We start from the raw sequence: 22,739 nt of genomic DNA, 5'->3' as shown, positions 1-22,739 counted from the left end.
TTAGGCGATGTCGCTGGAAGAGAGCAACGTGGAAGCGCCACATCGTGGACCGCTTCTCTGGCTGGAACGCTTGAGCGGCACGCTCATCGTCCTCCTTTCGATCGGGTATGCAGGCGACCTGCATCGCTATCTTGGCGTCTCTATCTATGATGCTCAGCTTCTGGCGGCAGGTCTCACATTGGCACTGACCACTGGCTTCCTGGCGATCGCCAGGACGTCGGTGAGCAGCTTGTTGAAAGTGGCAAGCCTGCTCGCCGCCGCCGTGACACTCGGCGTCGGCTTCTATCTCGCCATCGATTACATCAACATTACAATGGAAGCGCCCTACCTGCCTTTCTGGCTGGTAGGGCTCTCTGGTGTCGTGTTGGCGGCGCTCATGCTCAACGTCGTGCCATCGGTCGGCATGGGCATCTTCGTCGTCGTACTCCTTTTCATGGCATATGGCCTATTCGGACATCTGATGCCGGGCGAGTTTCGCAGCCGGGAGACGATGTTTTCTGAGCTCGCAATCTATTTGGCAACGGACGCCAATGGCATGCTTGGTCAGGCACTCAAGGTCGCCGTGGTCATCGTCGTCCCTTACCTGCTGTTCGGCAAGCTACTCTCGGCTTGTGGTGCTGCCAACTTCTTCAACGACGGTGCGCTCGCGCTGATGGGACGATATCGCGGGGGACCCGCCAAAGTCGCTGTTACAGCTTCATCGCTGTTCGGCTCGATCTCGGGCAATGCGGTCGGAAACGTTGTCGGAACCGGCATCGTCACTATCCCTATGATGAAGCGCGCGGGCTTCTCGCCTGCCTATGCCGGAGCCGTTGAAGCGACGGCCTCCACCGGCGGACAATTGGTGCCACCGGTCATGGGCGCGGCCGCCTTCATCATGGCCGACATGATTCAGGTCGACTATGTCGACATCATGCTAGCCGCGCTGCCTGCCGCCATCCTTTATTACGTTGCGATCTTCATCAACGTGGACCTCCGGGCTGGAAAGCGTAATCTGCTGGCCGTACCAGCAGACGCCATCCCGAGCGGCTGGGGCGCATTAAAGGCCGGCTGGCACTTCATCATTCCCTTCGCGGTTCTCTTTTATGCGCTCTTTGAGCTCAACATGCGGCCGGAACGGGCGGCAGTTCTGGCGACGATCGTGCTGCTCGTGGTCAGTTTCGTGATGGGCTACAAGGGTCAGCGCATGAAGGCGCGCGATATCCTGCCGCTCATCGCCGATACCGGACGGTCAGCGCTCGATCTGATAATTGTCTGCGCCGCGGCAGGCATCATCATCGGCGTTCTCAACATCTCTGGCCTTGCCTTCAACCTGACGATGAACATCGTCGCGGCTGCAGGCAGCAACGTCATCGTGCTCGCGGTCATCACCGCGCTGATCAGCGTGGTGCTAGGCATGGGCATGCCGACGGTCGGCGTCTACATCCTCCTGGCAACCCTCGTTGCACCCGCCCTGGTGGAAGTCGGCGTGCCGGTCATCGCCGCGCATTTGTTCGTCTTCTATTTCGGCCTTCTGTCGATGGTGACGCCACCCGTGGCGCTTGCCTCTTTCGCAGCGGCAAACATCGCCGGCGCTTCGTCCTGGGCGACCAGCATCGAATCCATGAAGCTTGCCTGGCCGGCTTATATCGTACCGTTCCTGTTTATCTTTACGCCTGCGCTGATCTTCGACGGCACTTGGCTGGAAGTGATCTGGACTCTGTCCACCGCCATCCTCGGCATCTATCTCGTGACGGCAGGCATCGTCGGCTTCTTCCGACGGTCGGTCAGCCCAGCCGAGCGAGTAATGTTGGTTGTGGCGGGCATTCTTGCCCTCTTGCCAGCGAGCATCCTCCCAGGATTTATCTGGACCGACGTGGTCGGCGTCCTCGCCTTCGGGGTCCTTTGGGCAATGATCCGCCCCATCGCGCGAGCGCAGCCGGCGGAAGCAAGCGCAGGCTGACTGAACGAACAAAAAATGGCCCGCCGGTAACCGGCGGGCCATTCTCTTTTAGACCGCCTAAACGCTCAGGCCTCGACCAGCCGCTCCAGCAAAGTGCGCGCGGTCATGACTTCACGCATTGGCATACGGTCAGTCGCCTCCCGCGGGTCGACGTCGTAGCGCAGGCCCTCCCCGTCCCAGTACCACCAGTAGGCGATGGCACCGGCCTTATCTCGGATCGGCGTCTTGAATGTCGGAAAGTCCCTGTCGCCTTCCGGAATTGCGGCATGGCCAACCCGTTCGCCGGAAACTGCACCACGTTCGAGCATGTTCTCCAAGGGCAGAAGCGCGCTGAAAAGCGTGGCTGTGGCAGCGATTTCCTCGATATTTGCAGGCCGCTCCTCGTGAAGGCCTTCAAGGACCCGCACGACGTGCGGATAAGACCGATGGTCGTGCGTCACCTGCACATAGGCAAGGCCCTTGTCAGTTTTGATTTCGACGATGTCACCGGGGATCAATCCCATTTCGGTCCGCTCCTGTTAGCGCTCAAAGGCTGTAGGCTTCAAGCGTGGCTGGGTGGAACAGCTCCTCTACCTCGACCTTCCGCGGGGACAGACTCTGGCGATAATGATAGTCGAGAAAGGTGGCGAGCGTTTCGCGGTTGCCGTTCAAGCCATAGGTCCAGATATCGGACCCCATCAGCACACCAGCGCGGCGCAGATTGTCTTCCACGAAGGGCATCGTCACCTTGGTCGCAGATGTATCCGACAGCGCTTTCTGGGCCATGGCCTTCGCTTCCGAGAAGGCCTTCAGCAACGCCCCCGGCAAGAACGGATAGGCATCGGCGAGCGAGCGGCGCATGCCAAGAACATGCATGATGGGAAATACGCGCGTTTCGCGGTACCATTCCTCGGCCGCATGGGTATCGGGAAACAGCCGATCGACCTTTTCAAAGCCCTCGTCGAAACACATCGGCGCGCGCGGGCCGATGAAGCCGTCGATGGTGCCGTCAATCAGCATCTGATTGAGGGTGGCGCCTTCCGGGGCTGCTTCGATGCGGATGTCGGCAGGCAGGTCGACCTTGATTTTTTCGGGCCGGCCCGGCGTATTCATACCCCCGCGCACCCAGGCAATATCGGATGGCTTGACACCATAGGCATCCTCCAGGATGCCGCGTACCCAGACATTGGCGGAGAGCTGATACTCGGCAATGCCGATCTTCTTGCCCTTGAGGTCTGCCGGTTTCTTAATCCCCTTGTCGGTGCGGATGTACACCGAGGTATGGCGGAATGCGCGCGAGAGGAAGACCGGAATCGCCACATAGTGCGGATCACCACGAGCAACCGAGATCGAGTAAGATGACAGCGACAATTCACTGACATCGAAAGCCTGGTGGCGGAAAGCGCGGAAGAACATTTCCTCGGGCGAGAGCAGCATGCAGGTGGGATCGACGCCATCGATCTTCACGCGTCCGTCCGCGATCGGTCGTGTGCGGTCATAGTCGCCCATGGCGAGTGATAACTTAAGATCGGTCATCTGGTCCCTCTTCCCCTGTAACTGAAACTTGGTGGCGCAAGATGACCGGCAGCCCGGTCTCCGCCGATTGCAGAATGGCGTGGCATGCCTCCAGGCTGGCGAGCCCCCAGGCGCCGGTCTGAGCCGGTGAACGGCCACAGCGAACGGCGTCGAACAACGCCTTGGCAACTTCGGAGCGCGGTACGTCGACGGGCGCGGCCGGATGAAATGTGCGTACCTCGTCGCCGTAAAGATGAACGCCCTGTGGCGTCAGGCGCAGGTCCCCGCGGTCCCCGCTTACGATAATGGGGCCGAAATGCTCATGGTGATCCGGCATGGACGGCTCGGCACCGGCTCCAAATGTCCGCGCCGTCTTGAGCGCCGCCTCTTCCTTTGCGGAAGCAATGGTCGCGAGTGTGCGTCTGGCGCCACCATATTGGGCTGGGTCTTTGAGATGACCCAACTCTCCCGTCCATTCCATCCATTCGTCGCTGTCGAAATGCGCATATCCGGAATAGGTGAACGCGGCGAAGGCGCCGCCTTCGAATGACATCAGCGCAGCATAGGCTCCTTCGGTCGGCCTTTGAGGATCCCATTGTCCTGTCATGGCCGTGACGTTTCTTCCACGTCCCCCAGCTAGAAGCCGAACGATATCGATCTGATGAACGCCCTGCGAAAACACGACGCCTCCGCCCTGCGTCGTATCGAGTTCTTCCAGGCGTCGCGGACGGTAGAGGAAATCCGTGAAGTTCCACGCGTTGATCATGCGCACCGCGCCGATTGCACCTTCATCAATTAGGCGCTTGGCCTGGACGACGGGGTCATCGAAACTGTGGCTCGGCCCCACGATCAGATGAACACCTGCGTCCCGGCAGGCCTTCACCATCGCCGCGCCGTCTTCAAGCGAGATGGCGAGCGGCTTGTCGACCAAAATATGTTTGCCGGCGCAAGCGGCAGCGACGACGTGATCACGATGCATCTGGTGCGGCGTTGCCACGTAGATCGCTTCCACGCTGGTGTCGGCACATAGATCATCGATCGTTTCATAGGCGCGCCCGCCGAACTCCTTCTCGAAGGCTTGACGCGACGCGGCGCGCGGCGCTGCCGCCGCGACTAGGGCAACACGCGGGTCAGCGCGAAACGTCGGCAGCATGAGCATGAAAGCGCGGCCGAGCCCGACGACACCGAGACGGATCGGATCAGAGGTCAAGAACGAGATTCCCGTCTTTGGCCCGCGACACGCAGATCATGATGAAATCATCCTTTTCGTCATCCATCAGAACCATGTCGCGATGATCGGGATCGCCGGCGACCAACCCGCATTTGCAGGTGCCGCACGTTCCACTTTCGCAGGAGCTGACGGTAGGGATGCCGGCGTCGCGCACAGCTTCAAGGATCGACCGATCCGCAGGCACCCGGACCGTCTTGCCGCTTTTGGCCAGCTCGACCTCAAATGGCAGATCGTCGGCGCGTACAATCTCGACCGGCTTGAAGTCCTCGAAGTTCACCCGCCCTTCAGGCCAGTGGCCGGAGATGGCCTTGATCTCTTCCATGAGGGGCTGGGGACCGCAGCAATAAACATGCATGTTGCGAGCTTCCTCGAAGTGATCCCAGAAGTCGTAGATCTTCTCCGGATCCCCATCGTCATGATGCAGTTTGAGGCGATCGCCGAAGGCTGATCGCATTTCGTTGAGATAGGCGGTCTCGTTGGCGCTGCGCGTGCAGTAGATGATCTGAAAATCTTTGCCCGCCTCCGCGAGCTCCGTCGCCATCGCATAGATCGGCGTAACGCCAATTCCTCCCGCAATCAGCAGGTAGCTCGGCGCTTCTTTCAGCGGAAAATCGTTCTCAGGCGATCCTATCGTAAGGGTTGTTCCTATCCGGGCTTCATCATGCATTGACTGAGAACCGCCACGTGATTGCGGCTCCCTCTTCACTGCAATCCGATAACAGTCCGGCGACGACCCTGAACCAAGCAGCGAATACCGCCGCATTGCCCCAGCGGGCGTTTCGACTGTCACGTGCGCTCCTGCTCCAAACGACGGCAGAGCTTCACCATCCGCGTGTTGGAGAGTGAATTCGGTGATCGTGGCCGTCAAATCCCGTCGATCGACGACCTTCACGGATAGTTTCTGTTCGCTCTGTTCCATGGCGCGGCCCTTTTCCTCAGGCTTTTCTCAGGACGCGGTTTCCCGCGCCCAGCGGCGATTTACTTAGTAACCTAATTATATGGTGTCAACGTCTGGACGCTGATAGCGACGCACGATATGTTCAGTTAGCAAACTAATTGATGGAGCCATGTGGATGCTTACGCATGAGGAAAACGAGTTGCTGACCCGGGTAACCGGGGATGCACCCATGGGCAGGTTGATGCGCCAACATTGGACACCGGTCTGCTTGGTCGAAGAGGTGGAGGAGCGCGATGGTACGCCGCTCTTAGTCGAGGTACTCGGTGAGCGCTATGTGGCATTCCGCGATACCGACGGACGCCTTGGCCTTCTCGACGAGCTTTGCCCGCATCGAAGGGCATCCTTGGTATTCGGCCGCAACGAAGAGTGCGGACTGCGTTGTCTTTACCACGGCTGGAAGATGGATGTGGATGGCAACGTGGTCGCCATGTCATCCGAACCCGAAGGCAGCCCTCTCCTGAACAAGGTCAAGCATCGCGCGTATCCAGTGAGGGAATGGGGAGGCTTTGTTTGGGCCTGGCTCGGCGAAGAGGACAACGTGCCGGAGTTCGACCCGCCGGCTTTTGCGCCGACGGAAGATACGCAGGTTGCTATCGTCAAGATACGCATTCCCTGCAACTGGGCGCAAATCCATGAAGGCCAGATCGACAGCGCTCATTCGTCGTCGCTGCATTCTTCCGACATGAAACCGGCCCGCGTCGAAGGCGCTTCCGCCGACGAGCAGGCGTGGTATCGGCCTTCCACCGACAAGTCACCGCGCATGCAGACACAGACGACGAGCTATGGCTTTCACTATGCCGCGATCCGCAAGCCGATCAAGAATGCTGCCACACACAACTACCTGCGCATCACCGAATTCATCGCGCCTTACATGTCGCTGATTCCGCCGAACAACAACTACAACGTCGCAAGCGTCATCGTTCCGATCGACGACGAAACGACAGCGTTTCACTTTGTCGCTTGGGGCGGTCAAAAGTGTCCCTCGACGGAGGAATGGCGACGGTTCAACCACGCGCAACCTGGCATAGACCTGGACGACAAGTGGAGATCGCGGCGGACCCTGGAAAACAATTTCCTGCAGGACCGTGAAGCCATGAAGCAAGGTAGCTTCACCGGTGTGCCGGGCATCCCCAATCAGGACATCATCATGTGGGTGTCGATGGGCAAGATCGTCAATCGGACCGATGACATTCTCGGCGCTTCCGATCTCGCGATCGTTGAGTTCCGACGCCTCATGGTGGACGCGGCCCGCAAAGTCGCAGAGGGCGGCGAAGCGATCGGCACCCAACAGCCGCGTACGCCCCATGCCCGCATCGCATCACGCGAAGGCGTTTACCCGAAAACTGTCGATTGGCGGACGCTGGTTGACACCTCGGAAAACCGCGAAGCGGCTGAATAGCAAACCAATCAAGGATTGAGATGAATGATTCCCTCTTGAGCGGGATCATTCATCTTCTTCTTACGCTCAGAGGCTGATACGCCTTCGAAAGTGACGGTGATGCGCATGGCGGTCGCGCCCTCGGACCAACCACGAACCGCAATTTATGTCTTCGCTATCCTTCCACCGCTCTTCTGGGCGGGAAATTTTCTCGTTGCACGTCTGTTTCACGAGGAAATCCCACCTTTTCAGATGTCATTCTGGCGCTGGCTACTCGCCCTCGCGATCATTCTTCCGTTCTCGCTGCGCGCGGTGGTCGCATCGCGACCGATGATCAAACAGGAACTTGGCTTCCTCTTTCTCCTTGGCGGCATAGGAATCGCAGCGTTCAACTGCTTCATTTATGTGGCACTTCAATACACTACCGTCGTCAATGCGGCGCTGATCAATTCGCTGATGCCGGTAGTGACGTTCTTGCTGGCGTTGCTCTTCATTGGTGACCGGCTGAGCTCGCGTCAAATAGTCGGTGTGGCGGGCTGTGCTTTCGGTGCTCTCTTCATTGTACTACGCGGGCAGATGGCGAATCTCGCGGACCTGGCTATCAATGTCGGCGACATTCTGGTGCTCGCTGGCCTAACCTTTTGGGCACTCTATACGGTGCTGATCCGCTGGCGCAAAACGGCGCTGCCGACGAGCGTGTTCCTGACTGTGACCATTGCCTTTGGCGTCGTCATTCACTTGCCGTTCGTGATCTGGGAAGTTAGCCACCGCGGGACTTTCATTGCCAACGGAGCAAACATCTCGGCCCTTATATATCTCGCGATCTTTCCATCGCTTCTTGCCTACAATTTCTGGAACCGTGCCGTCGCTGCGCTCGGTCCGGGTAGGACAGGTCTTTTCATGTACCTGATGCCGATATTCTCCACTGTCCTCGCAGTACTCGTGCTTGATGAAACATTCCGGTCTTATCATCTCGTCGGCATGCTGCTGATTTTCATGGGAATTGCACTCGTCACGCGACCAGCGGCACGAAGGTCAACGACGCGCTGACCCGCGACTTGATATTCGTCGGCCACCGGGTATTGCTGCGCGTGTGCAGGTGCCAGCGAAGATCGAGGATTAGCAGCATGACCAAAAGCCGATCGACTGGAACTGTGCTGCCGTTGGAAACGAGCCTTGGTTATCAAATCCGAGCAACCCACCGACTTTTCCAGCGCTATCTGCAAGGCAAGATTGAGCCTTTCGGCGTCTCTCTCGGCATGTGGTATTTCCTGCGTGTGCTTTGGGAAGAGGACGGATTGACCCAGCGCGAGCTTTCACAGCGCGTTGGAACAATGGAACCTACGACGTTGACGGCTCTTCGATCGATGGAGCGTAGCGGCTTCATCCGCCGTGAGCGAAACGCCGACGACGGTCGCAAGATCAACGTCTTTTTGACGGAGGAAGGGCGTGCGCTTCAAGAGAAGCTGTTACCTCTGGCGCGCGAAGTCGTCGAGGATGCCGCCTCCACGCTCACGCGAAGCGACAAGGAGGCCATGCTGGAATTGCTCGCGAAGGTGCAACTGAATCTTTCCGCGAAAACCGAGCGGTAAGCCGAGGGTTCACGGCAAAGCGACGAGAACAACGCCGATCGTCGCGACGAACGAAGCGACGACAATATTACGGTCTGGCGGCGCCTCCGTCCGAAAGACGTAGGCTGCAAGATAGATGCCCAGAAACACCTCGAGCGATCCGATGATCGCGACGACGGCAACATCGGTGTGGAGAAGCGCGAAGAACTGCGCCATCTGCCCGAACGACATCGACAATGCAGCAACAAACTGCCACCTCTCCATACCGTTGAACGACGTTGCCACAACCTTTCTGTAGTTGCGGCTAGCAAGGCTGCCGCCTGCGTACCAGATGATGCCCGTCAGAGCGCCGATAAAGGTGCCCAATATCGGATCCGGAACGGCCGACATACCGAGCTTGCGCGCACTATAAGAGGCGCCATAGGACGCAGCCGATAAAGCGCCGAACATCCTGCCGCGACCAAGCTCGCTCAATCTCCGCTTGGCTGTCTGTCCGCTTCTCCGCGCATCATCCCGCGCCGACGTGACCCCTAGAAGGCTGGCGAGGATGATTGCCATGCCGGCGCCAGCCAGCCACCCTACCGTCTCCCCGAGGATGATGAAGGCAAAAAGCGTGGCAAATATTGGGATCAGGCGACGGAACAGACCGGCATTGATCGCTCCTGCGAGGATAACCGAGCGGAAAAGCGTCAATCTGCCTACGACTGTCGCGAGCATGCCGCTCGCCGCGAAAAAGCCGAGACCGGCAAGGACTTCGGTGGTCATTGCGGGCAAAGGCGGTCCAAGCAGCAGCCAGAGGCTGCCGGACAGGCAGGCCGTCATGAGGATGGAGAGAAAGGCGCCATTGTTTCTCTCACCCTCGTGCGCGCCCTTGGCGATGGCGACATTGGCCAGTGCGAAGGCCAGTGCACCAAAGAGGGCGAAAAGGGGACCGATTATCAAGACGCTCTGTTTCTCCTGCGGCTCGTCCCGGCGGAGAGCAGGTGCAATCGGTATAACAACTCCCGCCGTCGCGTTGCGACGGCGGGGATCGTTTTGCTCAACTGTCGGACCGGACCGCGATTTCTCGCGGAGTGCGGACGAGCGGCAAGGTACCTTTTCGCCACCAAATGATGCCGAGCACACCTGCGCCGACAATGATGGGGACCGACAATTCGAGATATGGCGCCATAGCAGCGCCGGAAGCGACAAAGCATATGAGACGCAGCCAGTTTGGCATTTCGCTTTCCAGTGCTAATGCCAGAATCACAACTGCGACGACGCCTCCGAGTGCAGCGAGCGCGATATTGAGGCCCGGCCCCTGCCAAAGCAGTGCCTCGTTCCAGACGAAGAAGAACGGAACCAAAAAGCCAAATGCTGCAAGCTTTACCGACGTGACCGCAATTTTTAGCGCATCCTCGTCGGCAATCGCGGCAGCGGCAAAGGCGGCCACCGCAATGGGTGGGGTCAGTGCAGAGAGCACGGCGTAGTAAAGCAGGAACATGTTGGCTGGCAGTACGGGAATATCTGCTGCGACAAACGCTGGCCCCACCAGCACTGCACCAAGGATGTAGGCGCTGGGTGTAGGCATGCCCATGCCGAGCAGAATGGCGATAGCCGCGCCGAACAAAAGGAGCGGAAGCGTCCCTGAGCCAGCGACCAGCATGACAATGTTTGACGCTTTCATCGCCAAGCCGGTCATCGTCAGCCCACCGATGACCAGACCCGCCGCAGCACAAGCACCGGCGACCGGCAGCATGCGCAGCGTGGTTTCGCCCAGACCTTCCATGACGTCGCGCGGGGTCATGCGCGTACGCTTGGTGAAGAAAGAAGCGATCACAAGAGCGACCGTTGCGTAGACCGCCACATAAGTCGGTGTATAGCCGACGAGCAACGCCCAGACGATTACGGCGAGCGGCAGAACGAAGACCCAGCCCGACTTCAGCGTTTCCAGGATGGGATCGGCTTGGTCGATGCCCCGCAGGCCTTGGCGAACTGCTCGAAAATGCACTTGAAGATAAACCGCAAGATAGTAGAGGAGCGCCGGGATAAGCGCGGCAATGACCACGTCTCTGTAGTCGATACCAGTGTATTCAGCGAGGATGAAGGCCGCCGACCCCATTACCGGTGGCATGGCAGAACCACCAGTGGACGCAGCAACTTCAACGGCACCCGCAAAGCGCGCCGAATAGCCCAAACGCTTCATGATGGGGATCGTCACCGCACCGGTCGTCGCCACGTCTGATGTGGGACTTCCCGAGATCATGCCGTACATCCCGGATGAAACGACCGCGATCTTGGCCGGGCCGCCGGGCGATTTGCCTGTTAGCGCGGCAGCAAGCTGAAACATGAAATCGGCGCCACCGGCCTTGGACAGCAACGCGCCGAACATCACGAAGAGGAAGACATAGCTCGCCGCGACCTGGATTGGGACGCCGAACACGCCGTCGGTTGTGTACATGAGCGTGTCAATGAACGAGCCGAAATCGATATAGCCGTGCCCAAACGGCGGCGGCAGGACATGGCCGTAGAGATTGTAAGCGAGGAAGATGAGAACGACGATCGTCAGACCCGGTCCAGTCGTTCGACGGGTCGCTTCAAGCGTCAGGCCAAGCAGCAATGCACCGAAGAACAGTTGGTCCGCGCCAAGCGGGTTCAGCAGCGTAATGTGATTGGCGAGGTAACCGCGGATCATGAAAAAATAGATGCCGCAGGCGACGCTCGCGGCCGACAGTATCCAGTCGAAGGCGCTTGGCATGGCAGGCGAGTGCCGCGACGCGCCGACCGCCAAGAAAAGCAGCGAATAAATCCCACAGACGAACAGGATCCCAATGAGGAGCGCATCGGGCAGCGCAAAAATGTTTGCATAGACGACCCCAGCGGCAAACACCGCTGAGGCCGCAAACAGCCAGAACCGAAAGACGCCGTCGAATTGGCGACGCCTCCCCGTGTCGAACAATCGACCAATCATTGCATCAGGCCTGCTTCACGGTAAGCGCGCAGTGCACCATCGTGAAATGGAACCGCAGTCTCGCGCACGAGGAGTTCCGTCGTTAGATCAGCCATGGCAGGATGCACGGTCTGGATTTCCGCGACATTTTCGAGAATGGCCTTGGTAAGCGTATAGGCATCTTCTTCTGACATGTTTTCGCTGGCAACCAGCACGGCTCCAAGTGCCACAGTCTCGATATCTTCAGGCTGGTTCTCGTAGGTCTCCGCAGGAATTGTAAATTCGCCGATCGAAAACTCATCCGCCACGCTTTTGCGCACATCTTCCGGAATATCGAGGATCTTGATGTCCAAGCTGTTTTCAATTTCGCGGATCGAGCTGTGCCCGACGAATACACCATTGGTGTAGACGTCCACGCGTCCGTTCAGCAGCAGACCGCTCTGCTCCGAGGAGCCCGCCTGGACAACGCTCCCGCCCCAGGCCGCGATCGCTTCGTCGTCGGCACCGGCGGCGGCCATCATGGCGGACGCGACCTGCCCCGTAATGTTGCCAGCGCGGTTGATCGTGATCCGAACCGGCGCTTCCTTCTCGACCAGATCGGCGAGCGACGTAATTCCGTATCGGTCGCTGAAGCTCTTGTTCACAACAAACTGCATTGGCGCCCAATCATAAAGGTAACCGATGGTTCGCAGATTCTCGATCGGTTGCTGGAACGGCTCGCCGCCCGCAACGGCTATCGCCAGCTCAGCGTCGTGAATAAGACCGATTTCCGCGCGCCCTTGGCTGACCATGGCGGCATTAGCGAAGCCTCCTCCCGTGGTTTGATAGGTGACGGAAGATCCAGGTGCTCCCTTTTTCAACGCTGAATCGAGACCAGCGCCCATCAACGTCCAAAGCCCGCCCGGGCTTGCACCAGCAAGCGTAAGATTGAGCGATTGCGCAGAGGCGGGCACCTGCGTTCCCAGCAGGCATGCCATTGCAACGGCGGATGCAATCTTTCGTGAAAAATTCATGATGTCCTCCCATTCAAAATACTCAATCCAAGGCCCAGCTCCTCCAAGCTCTGGATTGATTAGTTTGGTAACTAACTTTATGCCTAAAAATTTCGTCGCGTCAATCTTGGCTCGCTACCGAAAGATATCTCTGCGAGCAACCTCGGCCTGCCGACGATCTGGATTCCCTATTCTTATCCGGGCTGTCTACAGCACGCGCCCCACGAACACCTGCCTATTACCATCGTGGAAGAAGGTCTCGGAATCATGGCCGGCATCTATTGGGACACTGGTAACGACTGAATCTATCGCCACGACAAGCAGCGTAGCTCGGAATGGCGTGTTGCTCGGCTGGGAACGCTTCACATACAACTCGCCTAACGCGCCCAACACTAGGAGATGTCGTGCAACGCACTTCAATTTTAGAAGTCGAGCTGAGCGTTGGCATTTTAGCTGGGTAAAGCGCGCTGATTACGTCTGTCGAAAGAAGCGCGAACAGTCGCTGATATGCAAAATGGTTTAAAGAAACAACGATTTTGCGGTACATTGCAATCCATCACCCGAAGGGCAAAGCGGCCTTAATGCTGATCGCCGTTTTGCAATAGTTCAAGCACGAGGGAGTTAAACGTCTCGGCTTTCTCGTATTGCACCCAGTGGCCGGCGTGCGGAATTGAAGTGATCGAGGAATTCGGATCGGCCAGTCGCACTATTGCGAAGCGCTTTTCTAAATCATCGTCCAGAATGGCATCCTGAGCGCCCCATATGCCAGAAATAGGAACCGAGGCATTGGTCAATGCCCCCAAGAGAAAAGGCCGATTTGAGATGGGGCGGCTATTGAGGCGGGCGCACTCCGCATTGTACGCCTGAATGGTTACAGTCGCGTCGTCGATGGCCTTTCCATCGGCCAACATCAAGACGCGGAGATTGTGTGCATGGGCCGCGCGCCGCGCGCCTTCGCTGACCGTTCGGCGCCAACTCATCAAGGGAAGGCGCTTGGAGGTCGGAAGACCGAGCCCGCTCGGTCCGACAAGGACCAGACGATCGATCCGTTGCGGCTCCTGCTCGGCAATTAGTCCCGCGACCAGCCCTCCAAATGAAAATCCGACGAGCTTGATGGCATCCTTGACGCCGAGGTCAGAGTTCAGGTCATCGATCAGGCGGCTGGCTATGGCACGGGGATCGTCGGCGGGATCTGCGGCGGATGATTCCCCAAAGCCGGGCATGTCAGGAACGAGTACACGGTACGAAGCCATGAGCGCAGCGATATTGCGCACCCAGTGCAGCCAGGAACCAGCCCCGCCGTGCAGAAGCACGAGCGGCGCTCCCTCTCCCCATTGGCGCCAGACCGTGCCAGACCTTGAAACGACCCGTAGCGCATCGCGCTCCAGCACCTTTGCCGCGTGGGGAAGCGCGAGGCTCATGCCGCTTGGCGGTTGGTAAAGCCTTGGACGATGGACGGCAGCATTCCCCCCTCGCCCAGCATGATGACCTCATCATTGGAGAAGAGTTGCAAAGTTGCAGTCACCCGTCTGCGTTCTCCGTCGGGGCGCCTGACCTCTATGTCGACCTCTGCTTGTGGAACGAGCTGCCCTGTGCGCAGGCGGATGTCGACGCAATCTGCGGCCGACAGGTCGAGAACGGTCCGATCAGCACCATCGGCGAACGTCAGCGGCAGGATACCCATGCCGACGAGGTTCGTACGGTGGATGCGCTCGAAGCTCTCCGCCAGAACGGCAACCACCCCGAGCAGGCGCAGTCCCTTGGCGGCCCAGTCTCGTGAGGACCCCGCGCCGTAGTTTCGGCCGGCCACGATCAGGAGGGGGGTCTGCTCCTCTTGGTAACGCATCGCCGCATCGAAGACGCTCGACGTTTCAACACGTCCGGCTTCAAGCCTGATCGTGCGGTTGCCCCGCTCTCCGGCGAGGAGTTCGTTCTCCAGAAGGGAGTTGTCGAACATGCCGCGCAAACACACGTCCGGATTGCCGCGTCTTGCGCCGAAATTACCGAGTCGGCCTGGCGCAGTGCCCTGTTCGATGAGATATCGACCGGCCGGACTTTCCGGACGAATGGCGCCGTTGGGCGATATGTGATCGGTGGTCACCGCGTCTCCCAGAACGAGCAGAGGCTTACAGCCTTCAAGGATACCCGTCACCTCTTTCCCGAAACCTGCAAATGGCGAACGGCGGATGAAGAGGCTACCTTCGTCCCACGGAAAAAGCGCTGTGTCCGGCGCCTCCAGATGCGACCATGCTTGCGTCGTCTCCATACCCTTCTCGTAGACCTGCGCAAAACGGTCGCTGGTCACGAAGCGCGCGACGTGACCGGCAATCTCCTGCTCGCTCGGCCAGATATCGGCCAGATGCACCGCGTCTCCATTACCATCCTCGCCAATCGGCTCTTCGCCGAAGTCGCGCAGCACCGTGCCGGCCAGCGCAGCTACGATGACGAGCGGGGGCGAAGCCAGATAAGCGGCCTTGATCTCCGGATGAATGCGGCCCTCAAAATTGCGGTTGCCGGAAAGCACCGCGACGGTGCAGAGGTTTTCCTCGACGATCGCTTCCGAAATATCCCGGGCGAGTGGCCCGGAGTTTCCATTGCAGGTGGCGCAGCCATATCCGACATTCTGGAAGCCGAGCGCGTCCAGATAGTCCGTCAGGCCTGCCGCCGTGAGATAGTCCGTCACGACCCGAGATCCGGGCGACAGCGATGTCTTGACCCACGCCTTCGGTTTCATGCCCTTGCGGGCGGCGTTGCGCGCCAGCAGTCCGGCCGCCATCATGACGGCGGGATTGGATGTGTTCGTGCAGCTTGTGATCGCCGCGATGACGACGGCGCCATGCCCCAGGCGGGGTGTTGCATCATCTTTGGCGGTGGGATCCAAGTCGAGTTGCTGCATCCTTTTCTCGAACGACATTGGCACGCTCGAAAGCCGGACCCTTTCGTCGGGCCGAACGGGTCCGGCCATGCTTGGCTCGACCTTGTCGAGGTCGAAAATGTGGATTGCATCAAAATGCGCCGGCGCGGCGTCGCCCTTTGCCGTTTGCCATATGCCTTGCTCCTTTGCATAGGCTTCGACGAGCTCAAGATGCGCCTTCTTGCGGCCGGTCATCGCGAGATAGTCGATCGTGGCACGGTCGATCGGAAAATAGCTGCAGGTCGCACCGAATTCGGGCGACATGTTCGCGATGGTCGCGCGGTCGGCCAGTGGCAGGCCGGCGACGCCGGGTCCGAAGAACTCGACGAATGCGCCGACGACACCTATACCGCGCAGCATCTCCGTCATGTGCAGGACAAGATCGGTCGCCGTGGCTCCCCGTCGCATCCGGCCGGAAAGCTCGATTCCGATGACCGGCGGAGGAGGCATCACGATCGGCATGCCCAGCATGACCATTTCCGCTTCCAGCCCGCCGACGCCCCAACCCAGCACGCCGAGCGCATTGACCATGGTGGTATGGCTGTCGGTGCCGATCATTGTGTCGGGTCGCGCAATTTTCCGGCCGTCCACATCCATCACCCGGACGACAGTACTCAACCATTCGAGATTGACCTGGTGCATGATGCCGCGGCCGGGAGGAATGACGCGGAAATTCCGGAAGCTCGATTGGCACCATTTGATGAAGCGGAATCGCTCCAGATTGCGTTCCATCTCGACACGGCGGTTCAATGCGAGGGCGTTGTCGGACCCGGCGTGCATGACGGTCAACGAGTGGTCGACGACGAAATCGACGGGTATCACGGGATTGAGCTTTTCGGGATCGATGCCTTCTTCGTGGAGCTGGTCACGCATCGACGCCATGTCGGTCATCAGCGGGATTCCCATGAAATCCTGCAGCAGCGCCCGGCTCGGGGCGAAGGTGACGGGCGTCGATTGATCGCGATTGCGAAGCGCGGCGATCTGAACTTCAGCGGCGTCCGCGTCGAGCCGGAACAGGATATCCTCAGCCAGTACGCGAAGCGCACGCGGCAGGCCTCGAAGGCTCGTCAACCCGCCCTGCTCGGCCGCGTCCAGGGAAAGGAATTCCAGATCCTCGAAGCCGAGGAGTTTCCTGAGAAATTGCGGATTGGCTGCGCCTGTCATCATCGGGACTCCGGTTCAATGTTCAGGCGTTTATAGCGTCCGCAAGCAAAAGCACCCGGCGCGCCATGTCGGCATGAAGCCGCTCCACCATGCGCCCGTCGACCTGGGCTACGCCCACGTCCCTATTCGCAGAGTCGTCGAAAACAGCGCAGACCTTGCGCGCCCATTCCAGTTCGTCCGGCAATGGCGAGAATGCCTCATTGGCCGGTTCGATCTGCTTGGGATGGATAAGCGTCTTGCCGTCCATGCCGAATTCGCGGCCCTGCATGCATTCGGCCCGGAAGCGATCGATCTCCTGAAAATCGTTGAAAACGCCGTCGATCACGTCGAGGCCGGCGCTGCGCGCAGCAGCCACCACCTGCATCAGCCAGGGAAGATATGCCAAACGGCCGGGCGCAAGGGCCGCTCGCGTCTCCTTGGCAAGATCGTTCGTGCCGAGCACCATGACAGAAAAAGACGGTGCGACGTCGAATTTGGAAGCCGCGATGTCGCCCGCCCGCAGGATGGCCTGCGGTGTTTCCATCATGGCCCAGATCGCCTGAGGGGCGTCCTTGCCCAGTCCATTCTGGATTTCGGCGAGGTTGGCCGCGCAGGACACCTTGGGCACGAGTACCGCGTCCGCCGCCGATTGCGCAACAGCAGCCAAATCCGCGCTTCCCCATTCGCTGGACAGCGCATTGATGCGGACAACCACTTCCCGCCGGCCATAGCCGCCCCTGTTCGCCGCGTCGACCGCGTGGCCGCGCGCCATCTCCTTGGCGTCCGGCGCCACGGCATCCTCCAGATCGAATATGACGGCGTCTGCATCGAGAGAACGCGCCTTCTCCAGAGCCCGCGCATTCGATGCGGGCATGTAAAGCACACTGCGGCGGGGGCGAATTGGCATGTGGAAACGGTCCTTCCGTTCAGTTTCACAAGAAGACGATCAGCGTCATGGCCAGTCCGGCAATCAGCAACGTCTCGAAGACGACAATGGCGAGATGGCCGCCTCCCAGCGAGAACATCGCCTGTAGCGACGTCTTGATTCCGAGCGCGGCGATCGCGGCAATCAGTAGCCATTGCGATGCTCCATTGAGTACCTCGCGAAGCAGCGGGGGGATCAGTCCGACGCTGTTGACGACGAGTATGAGCACGAACGCTAATGCGAACATCGGCCAGGGTGCGGCACCACGATCGCCCTTTGGCATGGCCAGCAGCGACAGGCCGATCACGATCACCGGAAGCAGCGCCACCCGCAGCAGTTTGACATAGGTGGCGGTATCGCCGGCAAGGTCCGAAACCGCGTATCCCGCGCCGACGACCTGTGCGACGTCATGGATCGTCGCACCGATGAGAATTCCGATCTGCGTGTCGTCGAAACCCAGGGCGGAAAAGAGAATCGGATAGGCGATCATCGCAATGGTCGAAAGGCTCGTGACGGCGACGACGGTAAAGAGCGTGTTCTGCTCGTGGCCCGGTCGGCGCGGCAGCACCGCCGATATGGCCAGCGCGGCAGAGGCACCGCAGATGGCGACGGCGCCGCCGGTCAAAATCCCGAATGTCCAGTCGCGACCGAAGAAACGGGCCAACGCCAATCCCGCGAAGATGGTCAGTGCCATGCAGGACGCGACGAGGATGAGCGGCCCCGCTCCCAGCGCAAAGATCTGGTCGACGGTGATGCGGGCACCGAGCAGCGCCACACCGATCCTCAAAAGACGCCGCGCCGTGAACTCGATCCCCGGCTTGCACTGTTCGTGCGTTGCCAGAAAATGCAGGGCCATGCCGAGCAACAAGGCAAACAGCATCGCGGGACCGCCGTAGTGCTCGCTCAAAAACAGAGCGGCGGCGGCGACGATGAACGCGACGAGTGCTCCCGGCATGACGACCGAGCCACGCTGCCAGATGCTTGTGAAGCGATTTGCGGCGAGTTCCATCATGCCGCAGCCCGGCCCGGCCTGACATCCATCTTCGACACCTATGCCTTGACCCTGCGGCTCAACAGCGGCGAGAGGAGCACGGCCAGGGCGCACAGCAGCAAGGCGATGGCGATCGGCTTGGTGAGAATGAACATGACGCTGTCTCCGCCCATCACCAATGCCCGGCGAAGATTCGACTCCATGAGATCACCCAGGACAAGGGCGAGGACGATGGGAGCAGGATGGATGCCAGCCTTGCGGAAGACATAGCCGATGACACCGAAGACAGCGGTGACAATCATCTCGAACGTGTCATTTGCTGCTGCATAGGCACCGAGCATGCAGATGCTCGCTACCGTTGTCGCGATGACCGGCTGCGGAATGGTGGTAATCTTGACCCAGAGACGAACGCCGAGAAGGCCGACAAGCACCATGATAGGAAGGCCGAGAAACAGCCCAACGAATATCGAATAGGGAACTTCCGGAGAATCGCGGAAAAGCAGAGGTCCCGGTTGCAGGCCCTGGATCGTCAAGCCACCGATCAGCACGGCCGCGCTGGCCGATCCCGGAACACCTAGGGAGAGAAGCGGTGCGAGGGCGCCTGAGACGGCCGCATTATTGGCAGCTTCGGAAGCAACGACACCTTCCGGGTTGCCGGTCCCGAAACTTGCGCTGTCCTTCGATGCCTTCTTCGCGACGCCGTAGCTAACAAGCGAGGCGATCGATCCGCCCGCGCCCGGTATCACGCCCACGACGTAGCCGATTATGGATGAGCGAAGCACGGTTCGGCGGAACGGCCAGAGACTGCCTAGCGATGCGCGCGGCGAAGGAGCATCCGCGATGTCCGGTGGCTTCTGCCGAGCGTTCTCGACCATGACGAACACTTCCGAAAGTGCGAAGAGACCGATGAGCGCAGGAAGAAATGGAATGCCGTCGATGAGCATGAACGTAAAGACGAAGCGCTCGGAACCGTCCATCGGATCAATGCCGATCGTGATGATGACAAGGCCGAACATAAGCCCGAGTAACGCCTTTATGACGGAACCGGCGCTGAGGACGCCGACGAGGCTGAGACCAAGGACGGCAAGGGCGAAATACTCCGCCGGGCCGAAGGCCAGCGCGGCCGAAGCCATGCCCTGGGCCGATACGACGAGAAAGATGCCGCTGGTGAGGGCGCCGGCCGCAGATGCCATGATCGACAGGTTGAGCGCCTTGCCCGCCTCCCCCCGCTTGGACATTGGAAAACCGTCAAAGGCGGTCACGGCGGCAGCCGGCTGGCCGGGCGCATTGACCAGGATGGCCGGTATGCCGCCAGCGTAATCGGCGGCCATGTAGATCGTCACGAGCATGACGATCGCAGCGATCGGATCGAGCCCAAACGTGAAGGGTATGAGCAACGCCATGCCGATGCTGGACGTCAGGCCCGGCAGCGCCCCGACGAAGTAGCCAATTACGACCCCGGCACAGAGCGCTGCCACGACCTTCAGCGTCAGCGTCATCTCCAAGGCAAGGAGTATATTGTCAATCATTCGACGCGCCTCTTCACGGCAACGGGGTCCCGAGCATCATCTCGAAGATGAACCGGGCCAGGAACAGGATGATCCCCAGGGTGATTGCGAAATGCAGAAAGCTGCGCATTCCGGCGAACCAGCCGAATGCCAGCGTCCAGACGACGATGACGGGATAAAAGCCCATTCGACTCACCGCTTCCGGAAGGAGCAGCATCAGGACCATCGCCATGGCCACCGACACGGGCCGCTCGAACTCGACGGGCTCGCTGGTCGCTCGCTTGCGGAACGAGATCACCGCCTGCAAGAGGCTGAGAACCATCAGCAGCACACCGGCAATCGTTGGAAAGGTTGCCGGCGTGATGGCCGAGCGTCCCGCCGGCAATGCCGTAGCCGACACCACGAACCAACAGCCTGTGGCGATGAGTGAGAAGCAAACCAAAAGGTCGATCGGCAGGGCGGACATGGAGTGAACGTCGGTCCGCCCGTCGGCACCTTCGGGCGCCGACGCATTCTTGTCGGTTGACATAAGCAGCTTTCCCGAGCTTCTGAAGGGGTGATCAGTCCGCTTGGCCCAAGCGTTCGGCCCACTCGATCGTCGCCTCGTTCTGCGTGACGACGAAGGACCTGAACTCTTCCGGACGCATGACGTTCGCTATGAGTTCGGAATCTGCAATGTACTGCTGCATTTCTTCCGTCTTCATCACTTCATCGACTGCCCTGCAGAAGGCTTCCTGGATCTCGGGAGGCGTGCCGACAGGCATGATGACGCCGCGGAACTGCTGCCAGGTCGTATCGACATCCAATCCCTGCTCTGCGTAGGTTTCCACGTCCGGCAACACGTCGGCACGGTCGTCCGACATCACGCCGATCACCTTCAACTCGCCTGCTTCGACATACTGCCGCACGAGGCCGGTATAGGAGATGACGATGTCCGTGTGGCCGCCGAGGGCAGCAACGACGGCGTCGCCAACGCTGCTATATGGGATCCAGTTGATATCTCCCTCTTCCAGGCTACCGGCGTCCTCCAGCATCAACCAGGCAATCTGGCCGCCGGAACGCTCGCCGAAGCCAGCCACGGACAGTGAGCCGGGATTGGCTTTTGCCGTCTCCACCATATCCGACAGACTGTCGATCTCGCTCTCCGCGGGCACCGCGATCAGATAGGGATCGAGCACGAGCCCGCACGCCCATTCCACCGAATCGATGTTGAAATTGCCGCTCTGCTGGAACATTCCAAGATGCGATGCGGTCACCGATCCGATCGTCAGGCCATCCGGCTCCGCCCGGGCGAGCTGCGCCATCTGCCGCGCGCCGCTTCCGCCACTACGGTTCTCCACGACGACGGTGTTGCCCAACTGCTGCTGAAGGCCAGCAGCAAGGCGGCGTCCCATGACATCCGTTGCACCACCCGGCTCGACATGCAGCAAAAAGCGAATTTGGCCTTCCGGATATTCCTGAGCTTGCGCCGTTAGAGGAGCCAGCAATGCTCCCAGGCAGCCGACGATAGCTGCCGTATTCCTCCAGTTGCTCATTTCTCTCTCCCATACGTGACCACAGAGCGTGTGATCGACGTTGCAAAGCCTAGATTAACGTAGTAGCAAGAGCAACTACTAATTTGAATGAGGGCGCTGCGCTTCGTAAGGCACTCAAAGAGCAGGGAAAACGGAGGGTTCAATTTTTGACTGGGATTAAGAAGATACGTCTGCGCTGGTTGGATCTGCCGCTGATGCGGCCCTATCGGTTGTCCTATCGAACATTCGAAAACTTCGAGCCTTTCCTGGTTGAAGTGGAAGATGACGATGGAAATCGTGGTTTCGGTGACGGCCACATTTCGCCGGGGTCAAGTTCGGAAACACGCGACGGCGGCTGGACGCTGCTCAATCGTTGGTGCCGCGAGGCCGTCGGCCTGTCGACCGCCGATGCCAAGGCCCTCGTTCTCAAGGATTTCGAGAAGAGCAAGGTGGCGGCGACGGCGTTCGTGACGGCGCTGGAAGTGGTCGAGGGCGACAAGCTTGCGACCATCGAAAAAGACGTCGAGCTGCCCCTTCTGACACCCGTCAACGAGACCGATCTGGCGGCCATTCCACGCGAGATCGACGATTGGCTGGCGCGCGGATTCAAAACATTCAAGGTCAAGGTCGGCAAGGATGTGGATGCGGACCTGCGCCGCGTCGCCGCCATACAAGCGGCGGTCAACGGACAGGCGACATTGCGGCTGGATGCAAACCGGGCGTTCGATCGGGCCGACGCAATTCGCTTCGTTTCCGGCCTCGATCCGGAGGCGATCGAACTGTTCGAGCAGCCTTGCGACGCGGATGACTGGGAAGCCAACGCCGCCGTTGCCGACGCTTCCGAGATACCGCTCATGCTCGACGAGCCCATCTGCACGATGAGCGACATCGAGCGTGCCGCGGCTATCGATGGCGTCGGTTACTGCAAGTTGAAGCTGAAGCGCTTCGGCGGTTTGGAACGGCTGCGCGCCGGGCTGGATTCGGTGCGCAAGCATGGAATGAAGCCGGTGCTCGGCGATGGTCTGGGTAGCGAGTTGCATTCGTGGCTCGAAGCATGCGTCGCCAGCCGCACCATCGACAATGCGGGGGAATTTAACGGGTTTCTCAAACCTCGTGACCGGCTGTTCCTTAATCCCCTGACCTTTCGAGATGGCGCGATCCACATTCCAGCTGGCTATCGGCCCGAACTCGACATGGCGCGCATCGAAGCGATGACCGTGCGCCAAGAGCAATTCACGATCTGACGATC

19 protein-coding genes and 1 pseudogene are annotated in these 22,739 nt (G+C 59.7%); 6 read left to right on the top strand and 14 right to left on the bottom strand.

All coding sequences use genetic code 11. The features are described 5' to 3' along the window. The first annotated feature begins 7 nt into the window (after positions 1–7). The gene (locus PU133_RS03540) at positions 8–1,942 is read left to right on the top strand and encodes a TRAP transporter permease (protein WP_404863513.1); all 1,935 of its coding nucleotides are present in this window, start codon (positions 8–10) and stop codon (positions 1,940–1,942) included. A gap of 65 nt (positions 1,943–2,007) precedes the next feature. Here PU133_RS03540 and PU133_RS03535 read toward each other — a convergent pair whose 3' ends face one another. Genes PU133_RS03535 through PU133_RS03520 form a run of 4 tightly spaced genes read right to left on the bottom strand, consistent with a single transcriptional unit; the run spans position 2,008 to position 5,586 of the window. Then, positions 2,008–2,445 carry a hypothetical protein gene (locus tag PU133_RS03535; RefSeq protein WP_404863512.1) on the bottom strand — a complete coding sequence of 146 codons (438 nt, stop codon included), beginning with the start codon at positions 2,443–2,445 and terminating at the stop codon, positions 2,008–2,010. 22 nt (positions 2,446–2,467) lie between these two features. Next, positions 2,468–3,457: an ABC transporter substrate-binding protein gene (locus PU133_RS03530; RefSeq protein WP_404863511.1), complete on the bottom strand. Its 990-nt coding sequence runs from the start codon at positions 3,455–3,457 to the stop codon at positions 2,468–2,470. Further along, positions 3,444–4,646, bottom strand: a complete 1,203-nt coding sequence (locus PU133_RS03525; RefSeq protein WP_404863510.1) for a Gfo/Idh/MocA family protein — start codon at positions 4,644–4,646, stop codon at positions 3,444–3,446. The genes PU133_RS03530 and PU133_RS03525 overlap by 14 nt, the downstream gene beginning before the upstream one ends. Further along, positions 4,636–5,586, bottom strand: coding sequence for a PDR/VanB family oxidoreductase (locus PU133_RS03520; RefSeq protein WP_404863509.1), 951 nt, complete (start codon positions 5,584–5,586; stop codon positions 4,636–4,638). Before PU133_RS03520 ends, PU133_RS03525 begins: the two co-directional genes overlap by 11 nt. Positions 5,587–5,740: 154 nt before the next feature. On the opposite strand from PU133_RS03520, the gene PU133_RS03515 reads away from it, so the two are divergent. From PU133_RS03515 to PU133_RS03505, 3 genes are all read left to right on the top strand, one after another. Next, complete coding sequence (locus tag PU133_RS03515; protein ID WP_404863508.1) at positions 5,741–7,024, top strand: Rieske 2Fe-2S domain-containing protein; 1,284 nt, start codon at positions 5,741–5,743, stop codon at positions 7,022–7,024. 105 nt (positions 7,025–7,129) lie between these two features. After that, on the top strand, positions 7,130–8,053 hold the full coding sequence (locus PU133_RS03510) for a DMT family transporter (protein WP_404863507.1): 924 nt from the start codon (positions 7,130–7,132) through the stop codon (positions 8,051–8,053). A 104-nt stretch (positions 8,054–8,157) separates the two neighbouring features. Next, positions 8,158–8,595, top strand: coding sequence for a MarR family winged helix-turn-helix transcriptional regulator (locus PU133_RS03505; RefSeq protein WP_404863506.1), 438 nt, complete (start codon positions 8,158–8,160; stop codon positions 8,593–8,595). A gap of 9 nt (positions 8,596–8,604) precedes the next feature. Here the strand turns inward: PU133_RS03505 and PU133_RS03500 are convergent, their stop codons facing one another. The 3 genes from PU133_RS03500 to PU133_RS03490 all read right to left on the bottom strand — a co-directional run bounded on the left by PU133_RS03500 (position 8,605) and on the right by PU133_RS03490 (position 12,480). Further along, positions 8,605–9,516 carry an EamA family transporter gene (locus PU133_RS03500; protein WP_164527771.1) on the bottom strand — a complete coding sequence of 304 codons (912 nt, stop codon included), beginning with the start codon at positions 9,514–9,516 and terminating at the stop codon, positions 8,605–8,607. Between the two features lie 97 nt (positions 9,517–9,613). Beyond that, a complete protein-coding gene (locus tag PU133_RS03495; RefSeq protein WP_404863505.1) occupies positions 9,614–11,524 on the bottom strand; it encodes a TRAP transporter permease in 1,911 nt (636 codons plus the stop codon). Beyond that, the gene (locus tag PU133_RS03490; protein ID WP_404864432.1) at positions 11,521–12,480 is read right to left on the bottom strand and encodes a TAXI family TRAP transporter solute-binding subunit; all 960 of its coding nucleotides are present in this window, start codon (positions 12,478–12,480) and stop codon (positions 11,521–11,523) included. The genes PU133_RS03495 and PU133_RS03490 overlap by 4 nt, the downstream gene beginning before the upstream one ends. 144 nt (positions 12,481–12,624) lie before the next feature. Here PU133_RS03490 and PU133_RS03485 point away from each other — a divergent pair. Continuing rightward, positions 12,625–12,798: pseudogene (locus tag PU133_RS03485) on the top strand (M20 peptidase family dipeptidase); the annotation flags it as partial. Between the two features lie 275 nt (positions 12,799–13,073). On the opposite strand, the gene PU133_RS03480 reads toward PU133_RS03485, so the two are convergent. Genes PU133_RS03480 through PU133_RS03450 form a run of 7 tightly spaced genes read right to left on the bottom strand, consistent with a single transcriptional unit; the run spans position 13,074 to position 21,511 of the window. Beyond that, positions 13,074–13,916, bottom strand: a complete 843-nt coding sequence (locus tag PU133_RS03480; RefSeq protein ID WP_404863504.1) for an alpha/beta fold hydrolase — start codon at positions 13,914–13,916, stop codon at positions 13,074–13,076. After that, complete coding sequence (gene acnA, locus PU133_RS03475) at positions 13,913–16,576, bottom strand: aconitate hydratase AcnA (protein WP_404863503.1); 2,664 nt, start codon at positions 16,574–16,576, stop codon at positions 13,913–13,915. Before acnA ends, PU133_RS03480 begins: the two co-directional genes overlap by 4 nt. A 19-nt stretch (positions 16,577–16,595) precedes the next feature. Then, the gene (locus PU133_RS03470) at positions 16,596–17,459 is read right to left on the bottom strand and encodes an HpcH/HpaI aldolase/citrate lyase family protein (RefSeq protein WP_404863502.1); all 864 of its coding nucleotides are present in this window, start codon (positions 17,457–17,459) and stop codon (positions 16,596–16,598) included. Positions 17,460–17,484: 25 nt separating this feature from the next. After that, positions 17,485–18,489 (bottom strand): YeiH family protein, encoded by a 1,005-nt coding sequence (locus tag PU133_RS03465; protein WP_404863501.1) that lies wholly within the window; start codon positions 18,487–18,489, stop codon positions 17,485–17,487. Between the two features lie 38 nt (positions 18,490–18,527). Next, complete coding sequence (locus PU133_RS03460; RefSeq protein WP_404863500.1) at positions 18,528–19,997, bottom strand: tripartite tricarboxylate transporter permease; 1,470 nt, start codon at positions 19,995–19,997, stop codon at positions 18,528–18,530. Between the two features lie 13 nt (positions 19,998–20,010). Beyond that, on the bottom strand, positions 20,011–20,505 hold the full coding sequence (locus PU133_RS03455) for a tripartite tricarboxylate transporter TctB family protein (protein ID WP_404863499.1): 495 nt from the start codon (positions 20,503–20,505) through the stop codon (positions 20,011–20,013). A 31-nt stretch (positions 20,506–20,536) separates the two neighbouring features. Then, a complete protein-coding gene (locus PU133_RS03450; protein ID WP_404863498.1) occupies positions 20,537–21,511 on the bottom strand; it encodes a Bug family tripartite tricarboxylate transporter substrate binding protein in 975 nt (324 codons plus the stop codon). An 83-nt stretch (positions 21,512–21,594) separates the two neighbouring features. On the opposite strand from PU133_RS03450, the gene PU133_RS03445 reads away from it, so the two are divergent. After that, complete coding sequence (locus PU133_RS03445) at positions 21,595–22,734, top strand: mandelate racemase/muconate lactonizing enzyme family protein (RefSeq protein ID WP_404863497.1); 1,140 nt, start codon at positions 21,595–21,597, stop codon at positions 22,732–22,734. The last annotated feature ends 5 nt before the right edge of the window (positions 22,735–22,739 follow it).

This window comes from Georhizobium sp. MAB10 (assembly GCF_045012825.1).
In the GTDB taxonomy this organism is placed as follows: Bacteria; Pseudomonadota; Alphaproteobacteria; order Rhizobiales; family Rhizobiaceae; genus Georhizobium; species Georhizobium profundi.
This window is presented reverse-complemented; position numbering and strand designations above follow the sequence as displayed.